We start from the raw sequence: 15,294 nt of genomic DNA on the forward strand, positions 1-15,294 counted from the left end.
CGTGCGTACGGGACTCAGGCCCCCCAGGTGCGGGCGCGCAGCGGCATCCCGGACTCCCCGCCCTCGGGGGTCCGCACCGCCAGCACCTGGTTGACGCCGATGCGGTTGTGCTCGAAGGCGAGGGCGCAGGCGGCCATGTACAGCCGCCAGACGCGGGCGCGGCCGGGCCCGGCCAGCCGCATCGCGCGGGGCCAGTCGGCCTCCAGATTGGCCACCCAGCGGCGCAGGGTGAGCCCGTAGTGCTCCCGGATCGCCTCCACGTCACGGACCTCGAACCCGGCGCGCTCCAGCTGCCCGACGGTGCTGCCGAGGGGGGCGAGTTCACCGTCGGGGAAGACATAGGCGTCGATGAACTCGTCGACGCTGTAAGAGGATTCGTCGCACTGCGGGCGCCGTGCGATCTGGTGGTTGAGCAGCCGTCCGCCGGGCTTCAGGAGGCGGTACAGGTCCTCGGCGTACTCCAAGTACCTTTCGGCTCCCACGTGTTCGGCCATGCCGACGGAGGCGATGGCGTCGTAGGGCCCGTCGGGGACGTCCCGGTAGTCCTGCACCCGGATCTCGACCCGGTCGGTCAGCCCCTCGTCCGCGACGCGCTTTCGGGCGTACGCGGCCTGTTCCTGCGACAGGGTGATGCCGACGACGTTCACGCCGTACTCGCGGGCGGCGTGGATGGCCAGGGAACCCCAGCCGCAGCCGACGTCGAGCAGCCGCTGACCGGTCGTCAGGGAGAGCTTGCGGCAGATGAGTTCGAGCTTGTCGCGCTGGGCTTTCTCGAGGGTGGCGTCGGGGGCGGGCCAGTAGGCGCACGAGTAGACCATCGACGGGCCGAGGACGATCTCGTAGAAGTCGTTGCCGACGTCGTAGTGGTGGCTGATGGCGCGCCGGTCGCTGCGCTTGGTGTGCAGATGGGTGCGGGTCCGGCGGACCTCCTCGCGGGGCGGGGCCGGTGGCAGCGGGAGCCCGGCGACCTTCACCAGGCCGCGGGCGGCGGCGCGCACCTCGGGGTCGCGCACCATCTGCAGCAGGGTTCTGGTGTCCTCCCCGCGCTCCCACACGAGCTCCGACATCAGATCGAGGGCGGCGTAGAGGTCGCCCTCGATGTCCAGGTCCCCGGCGACCCAGGCGCGGGCGAGCCCCAGCTCCCCCGGCTTGAACAGGAGCCGTCGTACCGCCCGCCGATTCCGCACGACCAGCGCCGGTGCGCCCGGCGGCCCCGCCTGCGAACCGTCCCAGGCGCGGATGCGCACCGGGAGCGGGACCCCCAGCAACTGTTCGACGAGGCTCTTCAGCCGCTGCGCGGCTTCGGCCATGGCGCACACCTCCGTGACAGCACTCCCGGAATGTCCAACACCACGTATAAACAAAACGGGGTGTCTGCACAGTCCCCCGTGCGCGTTACATATTCCGCCCCGGAAACGCAGAAAGACCCCCCGCACCACGGACGGCGGGAGGTCTTTCGGCCGGATCAGCGACCGGAGGCGGTCAGGAGGCCTTGGCCTCGGTCTTCTCCTTGGGCGCGGCCGCGACCGGGGCCGGCTTCGCGGCCTCGTAGAACTCCTCGCGGGGGTGCTCCATCGCGCCGAGGGAGACGACCTCGCGCTTGAGGAACATGCCGAGGGTCCAGTCGGCGAACACGCGCACCTTGCGGTTCCAGGTCGGCATGGCCAGACCGTGGTAGCCGCGGTGCATGTACCAGGCGAGACGGCCCTTGAGCTTGATCTTCATCTTGCCCATGACGATCATCGCGACGCCCTTGTGCAGGCCGAGGCCCGCGACGGCGCCCTTGTTGCCGTGGCTGTAGTCCTTCTGCGGGAAGCCCCGCATGCCGGAGATCACGTTGTCGCCGAGGACCTTGGCCTGGCGCAGCGCGTGCTGGGCGTTCGGCGGGCACCAGGCGTTCTCGTTGCCCGCCTTGCGGCCGACGAGGTCCGGGACCTGGGCGTTGTCGCCGGCGGCCCAGATGTAGTCGGTGCCCTGGACCTGGAGGGTCGGGGCGCAGTCGACGTGACCGCGGGGGCCGAGCGGCAGGCCGTAGCGGGACAGGACCGGGTTCGGCTTGACGCCGGCGGTCCACACGATGGTGCTGGAGTCGACCTCGAGGCCGTTCTTCAGCACGACGTGGCCGTCGACGCAGGAGTCCATCGAGGTGGAGAGGTAGATCTCCACGCCGCGGCTCTCCAGGTGCTCCTTGCCGTAGGCGCCCAGCTTGGGGCCGACCTCGGGGAGGATCTTGTCGGCGGCGTCGACGAGGATGAAGCGCATGTCCTCGCGGGAGACGTTCTTGTAGTACTTGGCCGCGTCGCGGGCCAGGTCCTCGACCTCACCGATGGTCTCGGCGCCGGCGAAGCCACCGCCGACGAAGACGAAGGTGAGCGCCTTGCGGCGGATTTCCTCGTCGTTCGTGGAGTCGGCCTTGTCGAGCTGCTCGAGGACGTGGTTGCGCAGGCCGATGGCCTCCTCGATGCCCTTCATACCGATGCCCTGCTCGGCGAGGCCGGGGATCGGGAAGGTGCGGGAGACCGCGCCGAGCGCGATCACCAGGTAGTCGAAGGGCAGCTCGTACGCCTCGCCGACCAGCGGGGCGATCGTGGCGACCTTGCGGTCCTGGTCGATGGTGGTGACCCGGCCGGTGAGGACCTCCGCCTTCGGCAGAACGCGTCGCAGCGGGACGACGACGTGGCGCGGGGAGATGTTGCCGGCGGCGGCTTCGGGGAGGAAGGGCTGGTAGGTCATGTACGACCGGGGGTCGACGACCGTGACGGTCGCCTCGCCGTAGCGCATCTTCTTGAGGATGCGCCGAGCTGCGTACAGGCCTACGTACCCACCGCCTACTACGAGGATCCTGGGACGCTCCGTGGTGCTCATGCCATCGAGTATCCACCTGCCCCAGGGGGGTCGCTCGTGCGCCCCTTCACAAGCTCTTGCAAGGGGTGTGTTATCCTCCGCGACTCGCTGTCGCGGGGCAGGTCGCGGCGAGATCTCCGCGGGGCGGTACGTCCCGTTGTCAATGCCGCGTGAGCTGCCTCTCCGCGCGATCGGAGGTGCGGTGAGCCCTCCGCAACACCCCCTCGTGAGCGTCCTTCCAGGAAGCTTCCCATACCCCTTCTGAACACGTTCAAGGGCCTGTTGGGCCCCCGGAAGGCCCAACCGGACCCTTTTCGTGCTTCCACAGGGCGGAATTCCTTGTGAAGAACTTCACGAACTTTCCTGGCGGCGTGTCGCCAAGGGGCCCCGAAAGGCCCCCTGGACACGCTCATACGCTATCCGACCTGCTCGTCCGAGAGCTACCCATCGGTAACAATCGAGACCTACGCCACGGCCCGAGGGGCAGGGGCGAGAAGCCGCCTCCATGACTTCTTCCAACAGCGTCCACAAGTCGTTCACACCCCTATAAGCTCCCGCTGCCAAGCACCTCAAGGGGGAGGAACTCCTATGCGCGCACGCCTTGCTGCCTCGGCGATCACCGTCGCCCTCGCCGGCGTCCTCATCAGCGCACCGACGGCTTCCGCGGCCACTCTGCCGGCCACCAACACGGCCCACCACTGCGTCAGTCACACCACCGGTGTGTGCGGCTGGACGCACCACCAGCGGCCGACGGACAAGTACGAGACGGCGAAGTGCAAGGACGCCACCTTGTCCTACTCCCGCCACTCGCAGGGCACCTGCTCGCACCACCACGGCGTGCGGTACTGGTTCAAGTAGGCCGCGGCAGCCGGATCGTCAGACGCCTTCCGCCACCTTGAAGGCGATCCCGTCGAGGATGTCGTGCTCGCTCACCACGACCTCCTCGGCGCCGATCCGCTCCATGATCGACAGCAGTACGAGGGCACCCGCGGCGATCACGTCGACACGCCCCGGGTGCATGGAGGGGACGGCCGCGCGCTCGGCATGGGTGGAGTGCAGCAGCCACTCGGTGATCTCGCGGACCCGGTCGCGGGAGATCCGGGAGTGGTGGATGCGCTCCGAGTCGTACTCGGGCAGCTCCTGAGCGATCGCCGACACGGTCGTCACCGACCCCGCGAGGCCGACCAGCGTGCGCGCCTCGCGCAGCGGGACCGTCTCCTCGGCGAGGTCGAGGGCCCGCTCGATGTCGGCCCGCATGGCCGCGATCTGCTCCTCGGCGGGCGGGTCGGTGACGGCGCCGTCCCGCACCAGGTGCCGCTCGGTCATCCGCACGCACCCGACGTCGACGGAGCGCGCCGCGCGCACCTGGTCGTCGCCCACGACGAACTCGGTCGAGCCGCCGCCGATGTCGACCACCAGATAGGGACGGTCGAGGTCGTCACGCCCCTTCAGTTCCTTGGTCGCCCCCGTGAAGGAGAACTCGGCCTCCTGCTCGCCGGAGATGACCTCGGGCTCGACACCCAGGATGTCCACGACGCCCCGTACGAACTCGTCGCGGTTCGAGGCGTCCCGCGAGGCCGACGTGGCCACGAACCGCACCTTGTCGGCGCCCAGGTCACGGATCACCTCCGCATACTCCCGGCAGGCCGCGAACGTCCGCTCCAGCGCCTCGGGGGCCAGCCGCCCGGTCCGGTCCACGTCCTGTCCGAGCCGCACGATCGTCATGCGCCGGTCGAGCTCCAGCAGTTCGCCCGTGGCCGGGTTCACGTCCGCGACCAGAAGCCGGATGGAGTTCGTACCGCAGTCCACGGCCGCGACCCGGCTGAAGCCGGCGGGGACGAGGGGTGTGTACGCGAAGAAGCCGCTGCGGACCTCGGTGGGGTCGGTGACCTCACCCTCCTCGCCGGGGATCTCGTCCGCCGGGTCGGGCGCCACCAGCGGCTGCACGCACGGGCCCTTCAGCCACCACTCCGGCAGCATCGCGATCGCCTCGTCGCCCAGCGGGTTGACGCCGGGGCCCGCGGCCAGCGAGTGGCCCACCAGTACGTGCAGGCACTTCACCCGGTCGGGCATACCGCCCGCGCTGGGGAAGCCCTCCAGGACCTCGATGGCGTCACGGCGCGCGAGGTAGTCCTCGTGCGCGGCACGGTAGGCGGCGGCCAGCTCCGGGTCCGTCTGGAGCCGCTCCGTCATCTCCTTCATGACGCCGTTCGCCTCCAGCGTGCCGATCGCCGAGGCGGCACGGGGGCACGTCAGGTAGTACGTCGTCGGGAAGGGCGTGCCGTCCGGCAGGCGGGGGGCCGTCTCCACGACGTCCGGCTGGCCGCAGGGGCAGCGGTGTGCGATGGCGCGCAGCCCGCGCGGCGGCCGCCCGAGCTGCTGCTCGAAGGCCTCGACATCGGCGTCGGTGGGCTCGGTGCGCGGGGTGGGCGGCGGGGGCGTATCCATGCCTGTACTGAATTCCTCTGTCGATATCACTGGGCGCAGGGCCTGATCACTGGTCGGATGCGTCCGACTTGTCGACCCCGTCCCAGACGTTCGTGTACCAGGGGCGGTGGCCCGCGCCCTGCTCGAAGCGCGACTGCTTGGCCACGCTCGGGTCGATCACGACGTAGCTCGTCTCCCCGGGCAGCACATAGTGCAGCCGCAGCCGGATCTGCTGCTCGGCGTACTCGTCGTCCTGCCAGCGCGCCTTGAGGTCGCGCAGCTGCTCGACCCGCGCCCTGGCCTGCTCCCGCTGCCGCTGGAGATCGGCGATCTGGGAGCGCTGGGAGACGTACTGCCTTATGGGGTACGCCAGCGCCACCACCATCGAGCACAGCACCAGGGCGAGCAGCGCCGCCCGGCCGGTCAGCCGCGACCGGCGGGCCTGCCGCTTGGTCTGGGAGCGGTAGACCCGGGCCGCCGTCTGCTCGCCGAGCAGCCTGATCCTGGTCGCGGTGGAGAACCGGTCCCGGTCCTTCACGGCCATGTCCCCGCCTCCCGTCACACGTGTACGTCCCCGCACACGGTACGGGACCGGTACGGGGACGTACGTACGACTGGCTAAGGCTTAGCCCAGGATGGGTCAGCCCTGGAGCCTTTGCTCAGCCCTTGAAGCGGGGGAACGCGCTGCGGCCCGCGTACTCCGCGGCGTCGTCGAGGATCTCCTCGATGCGCAGCAGCTGGTTGTACTTGGCGACACGGTCCGAGCGGGCCGGGGCGCCGGTCTTGATCTGGCCGCAGTTCACCGCGACGGCGAGGTCGGCGATGGTGACGTCCTCGGTCTCGCCGGAGCGGTGGGACATCATGCACTTGAAGCCGTTGCGCTGGGCCATCTCGACGGCGTCCAGGGTCTCGGTGAGCGAGCCGATCTGGTTCACCTTGACGAGCAGGGCGTTGGCGGTGCCCTCCTCGATGCCGCGGGCCAGGCGCTCCGGGTTGGTGACGAACAGGTCGTCGCCGACGATCTGGACCTTGTCGCCCAGCTTGTCGGTGATGACCTTCCAGCCGGCCCAGTCGTCCTCGAACAGCGGGTCCTCGATGGAGACGAGCGGGTAGGCCGCCACGAGCTCCTCGTAGTACTCGGTCATCTCGGCGGCCGAGCGGGACTTGCCCTCGAACTCGTACTTGCCGTCCTTGTAGAACTCGGACGCGGCGACGTCGAGCGCGAGCGCGATCTGCTCGCCGGGGGCGTAGCCGGCCTGCTTGATGGCCTCGATGATGAGGTCGAGCGCGGCGCGGTTGGACTCCAGGTTCGGGGCGAAGCCGCCCTCGTCGCCGAGGCCGGTGGACAGGCCCTTGGTCTTCAGCACCTTCTTGAGGGTGTGGTAGACCTCGGCGCCCCAGCGCAGGGCCTCGGAGAAGGACTCCGCGCCGATGGGGGCGATCATGAACTCCTGGATGTCCACGTTGGAGTCGGCGTGCGAGCCGCCGTTCAGGATGTTCATCATCGGCACCGGCAGCAGGTGCGCGTTCGGGCCGCCCAGGTAGCGGAAGAGCGGCAGGTCGCTGGCCTCGGAGGCGGCGTGGGCGACGGCGAGGGAGACGCCGAGGATGGCGTTGGCGCCGAGGGAGCCCTTGTTGTCGGTGGCGTCCAGGTCGAACATGGCCTGGTCGATCAGGCGCTGCTCGGTGGCGTCGTAGCCGACCAGCTCCGGGCCGATCTGCTCGATGACGGCGAGGACGGCCTTCTCGACACCCTTGCCCTGGTAGCGGTTGGGGTCACCGTCGCGGAGCTCGATGGCCTCGAAGGCGCCCGTGGAGGCGCCGGACGGGACGGCGGCACGACCCGTGCTGCCGTCGTCGAGGCCGACCTCGACCTCGACCGTGGGGTTGCCTCGGGAGTCCAGGATTTCCCGGGCTACGACGACGTCGATGGACGGCACGAGCATCTCCTTCTTGGATGTGACACGGCTACGGCAGTAGCGCGGTGGCTCTGCGGGATGAGCCTAACCGCCCAAGGCCGATCGGCCACGCTGCCGACCACCTCTTGGGCAGAACCGAGAGTAAATTGTTTCCGAACGGAACAAAGAGGGGGAGCAAAAAGAACCCCGCCCCGGTGCGTACGGGGGAACACGCACCGGAGCGGGGAGCCCGTGGGGGACGGGGGTGGCTCTAGCCCTGCATCACTTCAGGTGCAGCTGCTGGCCCGGGTAGATGAGGTTGGCGTCCTCGACGATGCCCTTGTTCAGCTTGAACAGCTGCTGCCAGCCGCCCTTGACGCCGTGCTTCTCGGCGATCGAGCTGAGGGTGTCGCCCTTGACGACCTTGTACTCGCCGTCGCCCTTCTTGACCTTCTTGCCGGTCGGGGTGGTGACGGTCTTCGTGCTCTTCGTGCTCTCGGTCTTGGCGGCCGGGCGCTCGGCGGAGCGGGAGGCGGCCTGCGAGTCGGTGGAGCGGTTGGTGTTCATGCTGGGGGCGCTGCCGTTGTAGGCGGCACCGGACAGGCCCGTGCCGCAGACCGGCCAGGCGCCCTTGCCCTGCGCGGCGAGGACCTTCTCGGCGACGGCTATCTGCTGCGCCTTGGAGGCCTGGTTGGCCTGCGGGGCGTAGGCGGTGCCGCCGTACGCGGCCCAGGTGGAGGCGGAGAACTGCAGGCCGCCGTAGTAGCCGTTCCCGGTGTTGATGGCCCAGTTGCCGCCGGACTCGCACTGGGCGACCGTGTCCCACTCGGAGGCGGTGGCGGCGGAGGCGTTGCCGGCCGCCATCAGCGGAGCGGCGATGGCGACACCGGTGACGCCGGCCAGCGCGGCGGCGCGGGTGGCCTTGGACGGACGACGGTGCTTGCCCTTACCGGAAAACAGCATGGTTCGATCCCCTCACCGACGCCTGCGAGGTGAGCTGTCGGGTTCGGGCCGGTTGAGTTGCCCGGCCGTGCTCTCGCTCTCACGAGACACGGCTACACCCCTAGCCGCCCGTCAACTGCCCGGGCAGGCACCTACCTTGGGTCCCCCGCTCCTGCCTACGGCGCTTTACGCGACGACTGTTCCCGTACGGCCGCTGGCAGGATTCGGCGTTGCGGCAGCCGGGGCTCGTGTTGACGAGCGGTGACGACGGTAGACACGCGATCCGTCGAATTTCAAAGACGATCAGGGCTTCTGAGACTCATCCCACACTTTCACCAATCCGGACATTCAGTGGCGAAGTGTGACGTGAACTCCCGTTGTTTTTCGCCCTATTCGGCACCGAGTTTCAGGGTCTGACCGGCGAAGATGTGGTTCGGGTCGGTACCGATGGCGTCCTTGTTCGCGGCGTAGAGCGCACGCCACCCGCCGTCCAGGCCAAGGGAGTCGGCGATGGAGGCGAGAGTGTCGCCGGCATGGACGGTGTACGTGTCGTGCGTGCCGCCGTCCGTCTTGGTCTTGTCGGCGGCCTTGCCGGCCGTCTCGTCGGCGCTGGCGCCACGGTGGCGGCCGGTGCCGGTCGTGCCGGTGTCGACGAGGGTCCAAGTGGACGCCGGAGGCTCGGGATTGTCCGAGTCGTCCACCTTCGCCTTGTCTGTCGACGAGTTGTCGGCGCCCTGTGGGTTACCTGTGGCCTTCTTGGACGGAGAGGTGGACGGCGAGGCGGATGTGCCGGATTCGGTGGAGTTGTCCGTCGCGCTCGCGGAGGTCGAAGGGGAGGCACTGGAGGACGAGCCGGAGGACGAATCCGACGAAGAGGACCCATCGGAAGCGCTGCCCGAGGAGTTGGACAGACCCGTGGAGTCGGATGCCCCGGATGAATCGGACGAACCGGAACCGCCGCCCAGCACACCGGTGTCGATGGCGGCCGAGCCCGAGTCCTTGGTGAGCCCGGAGGTCAGTCCGCAGGTGTGGAAGGCGCCGACACCCTGGTCGTCCAGGAGCTTCTCGGCGACGGCTATCTGCTGGTTGCGGCTGGCGAGGTCGGCCCTCGGGGCATAGTCGAGGCCGCCGTACTTCTCCCAGTTCTCCTGGGTCAACTTGAGCCCGCCGTAGAACCCGTTGCCGCTGTTCTCGCTCCAGGAGCCGCCGGTCTCGCACTGGGCGACCTTGTCCCACGTGGTGCCGTCGGCGGCGCTGGCGCCGCCCGCGGCGAAGAGCGGGATCGCGATGGCGGAGCCGGTCACTCCGGCCGCGACGAGGATGGCCGGAGCCTGACGGGGGCGACGGTGTCGACCGTTCCCGGAGAGCATGCGGAGGCCTTTCGCGAGACAGCAATGACCGCGCGGCACATGACACCGACAGGCGTTCGATACCGCCGCGCTGGTCCGTGAACGTAGCCGGTGCCGATCACTTGTCACAAGTTAATGCCGCGTAGATCACGTGAAGATCACAGACTTGAACGCGCATCATCTTTGGCCCGTTCGCTGCGGCGGTCCATCCACCTGCGGGCTCCCGATACGGTCGTCCTGTGAACGTCCCGAACACCGCTCCCGAACTCTTCACCTGGGAATTCGCCGGCGACCCGTATCCGGCCTACGCCTGGCTGCGCGAGCACTCCCCCGTCCACTGGACGAAACTTCCCAGCGGGGTCGAGGCCTGGCTGGTGACCCGGTATGCCGACGCACGTCAGGCGCTCGCGGACGGGCGGCTCTCGAAGAACCCCGAGCATCACGCCGAGGACGCGCAGGGCAAGAGCAGGACCGGTATTCCGGGTGAGCGCAGCGCCAATCTCATGACGCATCTGCTCAATATCGACCCACCGGACCACACCCGGCTGCGCCGCCTCGTCTCCAAGGCGTTCACCCCCCGGCGGGTGGCCGAATTCGCGCCGCGGGTGCAGGAGTTGACGGACGACCTCATCGACCGGTTCGCGCCGCACGGCGAGGCCGATCTCATCCACGACTTCGCCTTCCCCCTCCCCATCTATGCGATCTGCGATCTGCTCGGCGTCCCGCGCGAGGACCAGGACGACTTCCGCGACTGGGCGGGGATGATGATCCGGCACGGCGGCGGCCCGCGCGGCGGCGTCGCCCGCTCCGTGAAGAAGATCCGCGGCTATCTCGCCGAACTCATCCACCGCAAGCGGGGCGACCTCGGCGAGGACCTGATCTCGGGCCTCATCCGCGCCTCCGACCACGGCGAGCACCTGACCGAGAACGAGGCCGCCGCGATGTGCTTCGTGCTGCTCTTCGCCGGCTTCGAGACCACCATCAACCTGATCGGCAACGGGACCTATGCGCTGTTGCGCAATCCCGGGCAGCGGCAGCGGCTCCAGGAGTCGATCGGGCGCGGTGAGAGCGCACTGCTCGACACCGGTATAGAGGAGCTGCTCCGCTACGACGGCCCGGTGGAACTGGCCACCTGGCGCTTCGCCACCGAGCCGCTGACCATCGGCGGGCAGCGCATCGCCACCGGCGACCCGGTCCTGGTGGTCCTGGCCGCGGCGGACCGCGACCCGGCCCGGTTCTCGGAGCCCGACACGCTCGATCTCTCCCGCCGGGACAACCAGCACCTCGGATACGGCCACGGCATCCACTACTGTCTCGGCGCCCCGCTGGCCCGTCTCGAAGGCCGCACCGCCCTGGAGACGCTGCTGCGCCGCCTGCCCGATCTCGAACTGGCCGCCGACCCCGCCGAGCTGCGCTGGCGGGGCGGGCTCATCATGCGGGGGCTACGAGACCTGCCCGTGCGCTTCACCGCCACCTGACCGGCTCCGGCCCTCCGTCTCCTTGATCGCGTCCCGGTAGGTGCGGGCGGCCGCCCGCAGCGCGGCCTCCGGGTCCACGCCCTCCGCCTCGGCGCGCACCGCCAGCGCGAGCAACTCGTACCCCACGCCCTCGGCTTGGGGCAGCGGAACCGCAAGGCCCGCCGTCCGCACCCGCGACGCCAGCTTCGCCGCGAGGGCCAGGCCCGGCTGGCCCAGCGGTATGCCCTCCGTCACCGAGGTGCGCTGCTTCTCGACCGCCTTGGTGCGCAGCCAGTGCTCCTTGACCTCCTCGGGCGTGGCGGCGGTCTCGTCGCCGAAGACGTGCGGGTGGCGGTGGATGAGCTTGGTGACGATGCCGGCGGCCACGTCGTCGACGGAGAAGGGGGCGTCCGGGTCCTCCTCGGCGATCCGGGCGTGGAAGACCACCTGGAGCAGGACGTCGCCCAGTTCCTCGCGCAGTTCGTCGCGGTCGCCCTCCTCGATCGCCTCGACGAGTTCGTACGCCTCCTCGATGCCGTACTTCGCCAGGCCCTTGTGGGTCTGCCGGGACGACCAGGGGCACTCGGCGCGGATGCGGTCCATGACCTGGACGAGGTCCAGGAGGCGGGCGCCCGGGAGGTCGTAGGAGGCGGGGAGCAGCTCCAGCTCCGGCATCTGTATCCGTCCGGAGCCGGCGAGGCGGGCCAGGCCGTCGGTGAGGGCCGGCTCGCCCTCGCCGGTAGCGACCACGACGACCGTACGGCCGCCGGCACAGGTGCCGACCAGCTCCTCGGCGGTGGGGGCGGCCTCGTCGACCCGTATGCCCGCCTCCCGCAGATACGGCAGCTGCGGGTGGGCGCCGTCCGAGCACAGCACGCGGTCGGCGGCGTGCAGGGCCTGCCAGGCGGGCCAGGACAGCAGGCCGGGCGCGACACGGTGGCTGGTGGTGAGCAGGACGATGCGGCCGGGGGCCGGTTCCGAGCTGGTTGCGTTCACGATCCGAACGTAACGCACCCCGCCGACAGCCCCCGAAGTTGTCCACAGGGCTGTGGTCCGCCGGGCCGCGGTCCCAGGGGCGGCGGCCCTGGAGGCCCGTTACGCCGTCTGCTGCGTCCCGGTCGCCGTGACCTCGCGCACCCACGGGGTCTTCGCGTCGACACGGCTGCTCTTCTGGACGTCCCAGGTGCCGTAGCGCGGGTTCAGGTCGACGTGGAGCTCCTTGGACGCCTTGGACAGGGCGTTCCAGAAGGCCGGCTTGCTGGTGTCGGCGCCGAGGGCCTGGGCCAGCTTCTGGGCCTCGAGCTGGAGGCGCAGGTTCTCGTCCAGGCGCTGCGGGGCGACCCCGTACTGCTGGAGCCAGGCCGCCTGCAGGGCCTTGGAGCCGCCGACCTGCTGCTCGAGGCCGGTGCGCATCTGCTGGACCTCCCTGGGCGTGACGCTCACGCCCGCGTCCTGGGCGGCCCGGTGCAGCACCTGGTCGATGACCATTCCGTGCAGGGTGTCGCGGGTGAGGCTCGCGGTCTGCGAGACGGCCTGCTTGTACTGCGCGTCGTCCTTCACGGCCGCCCGCTGCGCCGCGCGCACCTCGTTCACCCGGGTCTGAAGCTGCGCCACGGTGATCCGCTGACCGCCGACGACGGCTGCCGCACCGGGGTGCGCATCGCTTCCGCAGGCGGTCAGGACGGGGGCCGCGGCGGCGATCGCGGCGGTGAGGACGAGCGCGGTGCGACGGCGGCGGTGCAAGGAAGCCTCCCGAGGAGATTGTGCGACGGTGCACAAAGTCTTGCGGTGATCGATGGTAGGCAGTGGGTCGGCTGTGGCCAACCCATTCGACCAACGATTCACCGCGACTTCGGGCACCGCCGCGCCTCCGCGGGGGCCGGGGGGCTCAGCCGGTGATGGCCACCGGGGCGTCCCACGCGTCGCGGTCCACGGTGATCGTGTAGCCGTTCCGCGTCTCCTTGCTGTTGACCAGGTACTGGTGACCGCGGCTGTGGTCCGTGTACTGGGTCGAGCCGAACGGCCAGTCCGTGGTCGTGGTGTTCTGCTTGTCCCACAGGGCGTACCAGAGGTTGCCCGGCAGGTCGGTCTTGTCGGCGGCGTTCGCGATGGCCTTCGCGCTGGAGCTGGTGAAGCCGTAGTAGCCGGCGCGGTAGACCTTGGCGCGCAGCTCCTTGTCGAAGGCGCGGACATAGGTGAGCACGGCGTTGTTGCACGACGTGTTCGTGATGTCGTACGACTCCATGTCCAGGTAGATCGGGCTGCCGGCCTTCATGCCGAGCGCCGATGCCTTGGCCACGGCGTCGTCCGCGTCGGCCTTGCCGAGGGAGGCGGCCGTGGTGGCGGTGATCTTCTCGGGGCTGGAGCCGGACTGGCAGGGCGGCTGGGCGCCGACGTAGATCGGAATGAGCTTCCAGCCGACCGTGCTGACCGACTTCACCCAGGAGGCGGTCAGGTTGGGCTGGGAGCAGCCGCGGTTCTTGCCGCCGACGTAGACGGCGGCGGCGCCGTAGAAGCCGGTGTGCCAGGCCTTCATCGCTGCCAGGGAGGGCGCGGCGCAGGTGTCGAAGGCGCGGCCGGTGTATGTCTTCTGCGCGGGCCAGGTGGTGGCTGCCATGGAGCTCTGCGCGGCAAGACCGGCTCCCGCGACCACGGCGGCGCCGGCGGCGGCCCAGGTGATGTATCTGCGCTTCTTGGACTGCCGATGGCCGGCCATGTGTACCCCACCCCTGGTTGTGCGTCGGTTGCGTTGTGCGTTGCCTGGCGTCATGCGTTGCCTGGCGTAAAACGAACGGAACGTATCCGAACGCGATCAAGCGTTCGGGAAACGTGAGCCCCCATAGATCACAAGAATCCCTCAGGGCTCGGTAAAAACTAGCCGCGCACCTGCCCCAACCACCCCAGAGTGCGGCGGATTTCGGCCACGAGCGGGTGCCCGGGGCCGCGTAGGCGCTCCACGTCGAGCAGGAGCCGGGCGAGGGTGTCGTGGGCGGCGGCGCGGTCGCCCAGGGCGAGCAGGAGGTGCCCGATGCGGCGGCGGACGTCGTGGGCGAGTTCGGGGTCGCCTGCCACGTACTGGTTCTCGTAGTAGGGCAGCAGCGCGCGGTACTCGGCGAGCGCGGCCGCCGGTTCACCGAGGGATTCCAGGCACTGGGCGGCCTCGTAGCGGAAGCGCAGCGACTGCGGGTCGGCCTGGCCGGCCTCGGCGGCGCGTTCGTCGGCGAGGCGGCGCAGTTCGGGCAGTGCGCGCCGGTACTGGCCGTCGTCCATGAGGGTGGCCGCGTACTGCTTGCGCAGGGTGCGGACGACCGGGGAGTGCTCGCCGTGCTGTTCGGCGGCGGCCGGCAGGATCGCGCCGAGGATGTCGACGGCCTGGGTGATGCGGCCCTCGCCGAGGAGTCGCTTGACCTCGTCGACGGCGCGGGCGACGTCCGGTTTCTCCGCCTTCTCGACCGCCGGGGTGACCGGGGCGGGCTGGGGCGCGGGCGTGCGCGCGCGGTCCGGCCAGGGGGCGTGCGGGCGGAGGAAGGGGCGCGTGGGGTCGAGCGGCGCCCCGGTCGGCTTCCCGCGCGCGGGCAGCATCAGCGCCAGGTGCTCGTACACGTCCTGCGCGGACGCAGGGCGGTGCTGCGGGTCCTTGGCGAGCAGGCGCAGGACCAGGTGTTCGAGCGGCTCGGGGACCTCGGGGCGGATACGGCGTACGGGGACCGGGGGCTCGTACAGATGCCGGTGCAGTACGCCGAGCGCCGTGGAGCCCGCGAAGGGGACGTCACCGCTGAGGAGTTCGTGCAGCAGCACACCGAGCGCGTACAGGTCGGTGTACGGGCCGACCGCGCCGCCCATGGCCTGCTCGGGCGCCATGTAGGCGGGCGAGCCGATGGGGGTGCCGGTGTGGGTGAGGCGGGTGGTGTCGGCGTCCATGACGGAGGCGACGCCGAGGTCGAGGACGGTGACCGTGCCGTCCTGCTTCACCATCACATTGCGGGGCTTGAGGTCGCGGTGGACGATCGGCACGGCATGCACGGCGCTCAGCACGGCGCACAGTTGCGCGGCGACGGCGACCGCCCACTGCCAGGGGTACGGGTCGTGCTCGGCGAGATGGTCGGAGAGGTCGGCGCCGTCGACGTACTGCATGACGAGGAACAGCTCCTCGCCCTCGCTGCCCGCGTCGTGCACGGTGACCAGGCCGGGGTGGTCGACCTGTGCGGTCACCCGGCACTCGCGCACGAAGCGGCGGCGCAGCTCGTCCGCCTCCTGCCCGGCCACCTTGTCGGGGCGCAACAGCTTCACCGCCACGCGCCGGTCGAGCCGCTGGTCGTAGGCCGTCCAGACCTGGCCCATGCCGCCCTGCCCGATGAGCGTGGACAGCGCATAGCG

At 70.1% G+C, this 15,294-nt stretch carries 13 protein-coding genes, 1 pseudogene and 1 riboswitch; of the genes and pseudogenes, 2 read left to right on the forward strand and 12 right to left on the reverse strand.

What is annotated here, in order from left to right; all coding sequences use genetic code 11:
* Positions 1 to 14 precede the first annotated feature (14 nt).
* Both ABD355_RS21560 and ABD355_RS21565 read right to left on the reverse strand, forming a co-directional pair.
* Positions 15 to 1,310 (reverse strand): class I SAM-dependent methyltransferase, encoded by a 1,296-nt coding sequence (locus ABD355_RS21560; protein ID WP_344402153.1) that lies wholly within the window; start codon positions 1,308 to 1,310, stop codon positions 15 to 17.
* Between the two features lie 172 nt (positions 1,311 to 1,482).
* Positions 1,483 to 2,865 (reverse strand): NAD(P)/FAD-dependent oxidoreductase, encoded by a 1,383-nt coding sequence (locus ABD355_RS21565; protein ID WP_344402154.1) that lies wholly within the window; start codon positions 2,863 to 2,865, stop codon positions 1,483 to 1,485.
* 567 nt (positions 2,866 to 3,432) lie between these two features.
* Between ABD355_RS21565 and ABD355_RS21570 the strand changes: the two genes are divergently transcribed.
* Positions 3,433 to 3,702 carry a DUF3761 domain-containing protein gene (locus ABD355_RS21570; RefSeq protein WP_344402155.1) on the forward strand — a complete coding sequence of 90 codons (270 nt, stop codon included), beginning with the start codon at positions 3,433 to 3,435 and terminating at the stop codon, positions 3,700 to 3,702.
* Positions 3,703 to 3,720: 18 nt separating this feature from the next.
* Here the strand turns inward: ABD355_RS21570 and ABD355_RS21575 are convergent, their stop codons facing one another.
* From ABD355_RS21575 to ABD355_RS21600, 6 genes and pseudogenes are all read right to left on the reverse strand, one after another.
* Positions 3,721 to 4,653: a Ppx/GppA phosphatase family protein gene (locus ABD355_RS21575; protein WP_344402338.1), complete on the reverse strand. Its 933-nt coding sequence runs from the start codon at positions 4,651 to 4,653 to the stop codon at positions 3,721 to 3,723.
* 237 nt (positions 4,654 to 4,890) lie between these two features.
* Positions 4,891 to 5,292: pseudogene (locus ABD355_RS21580) on the reverse strand (DUF501 domain-containing protein); the annotation flags it as partial.
* A 46-nt stretch (positions 5,293 to 5,338) separates the two neighbouring features.
* Entirely contained in the window at positions 5,339 to 5,815 is a 477-nt protein-coding gene (locus ABD355_RS21585; protein ID WP_344402156.1) for an FtsB family cell division protein, read from the reverse strand.
* Positions 5,816 to 5,930: 115 nt separating this feature from the next.
* Positions 5,931 to 7,217, reverse strand: a complete 1,287-nt coding sequence (eno, locus tag ABD355_RS21590; RefSeq protein WP_344402158.1) for a phosphopyruvate hydratase — start codon at positions 7,215 to 7,217, stop codon at positions 5,931 to 5,933.
* A gap of 234 nt (positions 7,218 to 7,451) precedes the next feature.
* The gene (locus tag ABD355_RS21595; RefSeq protein WP_344402159.1) at positions 7,452 to 8,132 is read right to left on the reverse strand and encodes a transglycosylase family protein; all 681 of its coding nucleotides are present in this window, start codon (positions 8,130 to 8,132) and stop codon (positions 7,452 to 7,454) included.
* Between the two features lie 4 nt (positions 8,133 to 8,136).
* A riboswitch (cyclic di-AMP (ydaO/yuaA leader) is annotated at positions 8,137 to 8,305 on the reverse strand.
* Between the two features lie 195 nt (positions 8,306 to 8,500).
* A complete protein-coding gene (locus ABD355_RS21600; protein WP_344402160.1) occupies positions 8,501 to 9,481 on the reverse strand; it encodes a transglycosylase family protein in 981 nt (326 codons plus the stop codon).
* 218 nt (positions 9,482 to 9,699) lie between these two features.
* Between ABD355_RS21600 and ABD355_RS21605 the strand changes: the two genes are divergently transcribed.
* Positions 9,700 to 10,938 carry a cytochrome P450 family protein gene (locus ABD355_RS21605; protein ID WP_344402161.1) on the forward strand — a complete coding sequence of 413 codons (1,239 nt, stop codon included), beginning with the start codon at positions 9,700 to 9,702 and terminating at the stop codon, positions 10,936 to 10,938.
* Here the strand turns inward: ABD355_RS21605 and ABD355_RS21610 are convergent.
* The 4 genes from ABD355_RS21610 to ABD355_RS21625 all read right to left on the reverse strand — a co-directional run bounded on the left by ABD355_RS21610 (position 10,903) and on the right by ABD355_RS21625 (position 15,285).
* Entirely contained in the window at positions 10,903 to 11,913 is a 1,011-nt protein-coding gene (locus ABD355_RS21610; RefSeq protein WP_344402162.1) for a nucleoside triphosphate pyrophosphohydrolase, read from the reverse strand. The two genes, ABD355_RS21605 and ABD355_RS21610, sit on opposite strands and share 36 nt — an antisense overlap.
* A 99-nt stretch (positions 11,914 to 12,012) precedes the next feature.
* The gene (locus ABD355_RS21615) at positions 12,013 to 12,660 is read right to left on the reverse strand and encodes a SurA N-terminal domain-containing protein (RefSeq protein ID WP_344402163.1); all 648 of its coding nucleotides are present in this window, start codon (positions 12,658 to 12,660) and stop codon (positions 12,013 to 12,015) included.
* Positions 12,661 to 12,805: 145 nt separating this feature from the next.
* Positions 12,806 to 13,633, reverse strand: a complete 828-nt coding sequence (locus tag ABD355_RS21620; RefSeq protein WP_344402164.1) for a glycoside hydrolase domain-containing protein — start codon at positions 13,631 to 13,633, stop codon at positions 12,806 to 12,808.
* A gap of 158 nt (positions 13,634 to 13,791) precedes the next feature.
* Complete coding sequence (locus tag ABD355_RS21625) at positions 13,792 to 15,285, reverse strand: serine/threonine-protein kinase (protein WP_344402339.1); 1,494 nt, start codon at positions 15,283 to 15,285, stop codon at positions 13,792 to 13,794.
* Positions 15,286 to 15,294: the final 9 nt, after the last annotated feature.

It is taken from the genome of Streptomyces longisporus (assembly GCF_039532765.1).
Classification (GTDB): domain Bacteria; phylum Actinomycetota; class Actinomycetes; order Streptomycetales; family Streptomycetaceae; genus Streptomyces; species Streptomyces longisporus.

What these genes read in the sequence shown, in the direction of transcription:
- ABD355_RS21565 (WP_344402154.1), bottom strand. Translation starts at nt 2,865, where the DNA reads ATGAGCACCACGGAGCGTCCCAGGATCCTCGTAGTAGGCGGTGGGTAC.
- ABD355_RS21595 (WP_344402159.1), bottom strand. Translation starts at nt 8,132, where the DNA reads ATGCTGTTTTCCGGTAAGGGCAAGCACCGTCGTCCGTCCAAGGCCACC.
- ABD355_RS21560 (WP_344402153.1), bottom strand. Translation starts at nt 1,310, where the DNA reads ATGGCCGAAGCCGCGCAGCGGCTGAAGAGCCTCGTCGAACAGTTGCTG.
- eno (WP_344402158.1), bottom strand. Translation starts at nt 7,217, where the DNA reads ATGCTCGTGCCGTCCATCGACGTCGTCGTAGCCCGGGAAATCCTGGAC.
- ABD355_RS21585 (WP_344402156.1), bottom strand. Translation starts at nt 5,815, where the DNA reads ATGGCCGTGAAGGACCGGGACCGGTTCTCCACCGCGACCAGGATCAGG.
- ABD355_RS21620 (WP_344402164.1), bottom strand. Translation starts at nt 13,633, where the DNA reads ATGGCCGGCCATCGGCAGTCCAAGAAGCGCAGATACATCACCTGGGCC.
- ABD355_RS21570 (WP_344402155.1), top strand. Translation starts at nt 3,433, where the DNA reads ATGCGCGCACGCCTTGCTGCCTCGGCGATCACCGTCGCCCTCGCCGGC.
- ABD355_RS21600 (WP_344402160.1), bottom strand. Translation starts at nt 9,481, where the DNA reads ATGCTCTCCGGGAACGGTCGACACCGTCGCCCCCGTCAGGCTCCGGCC.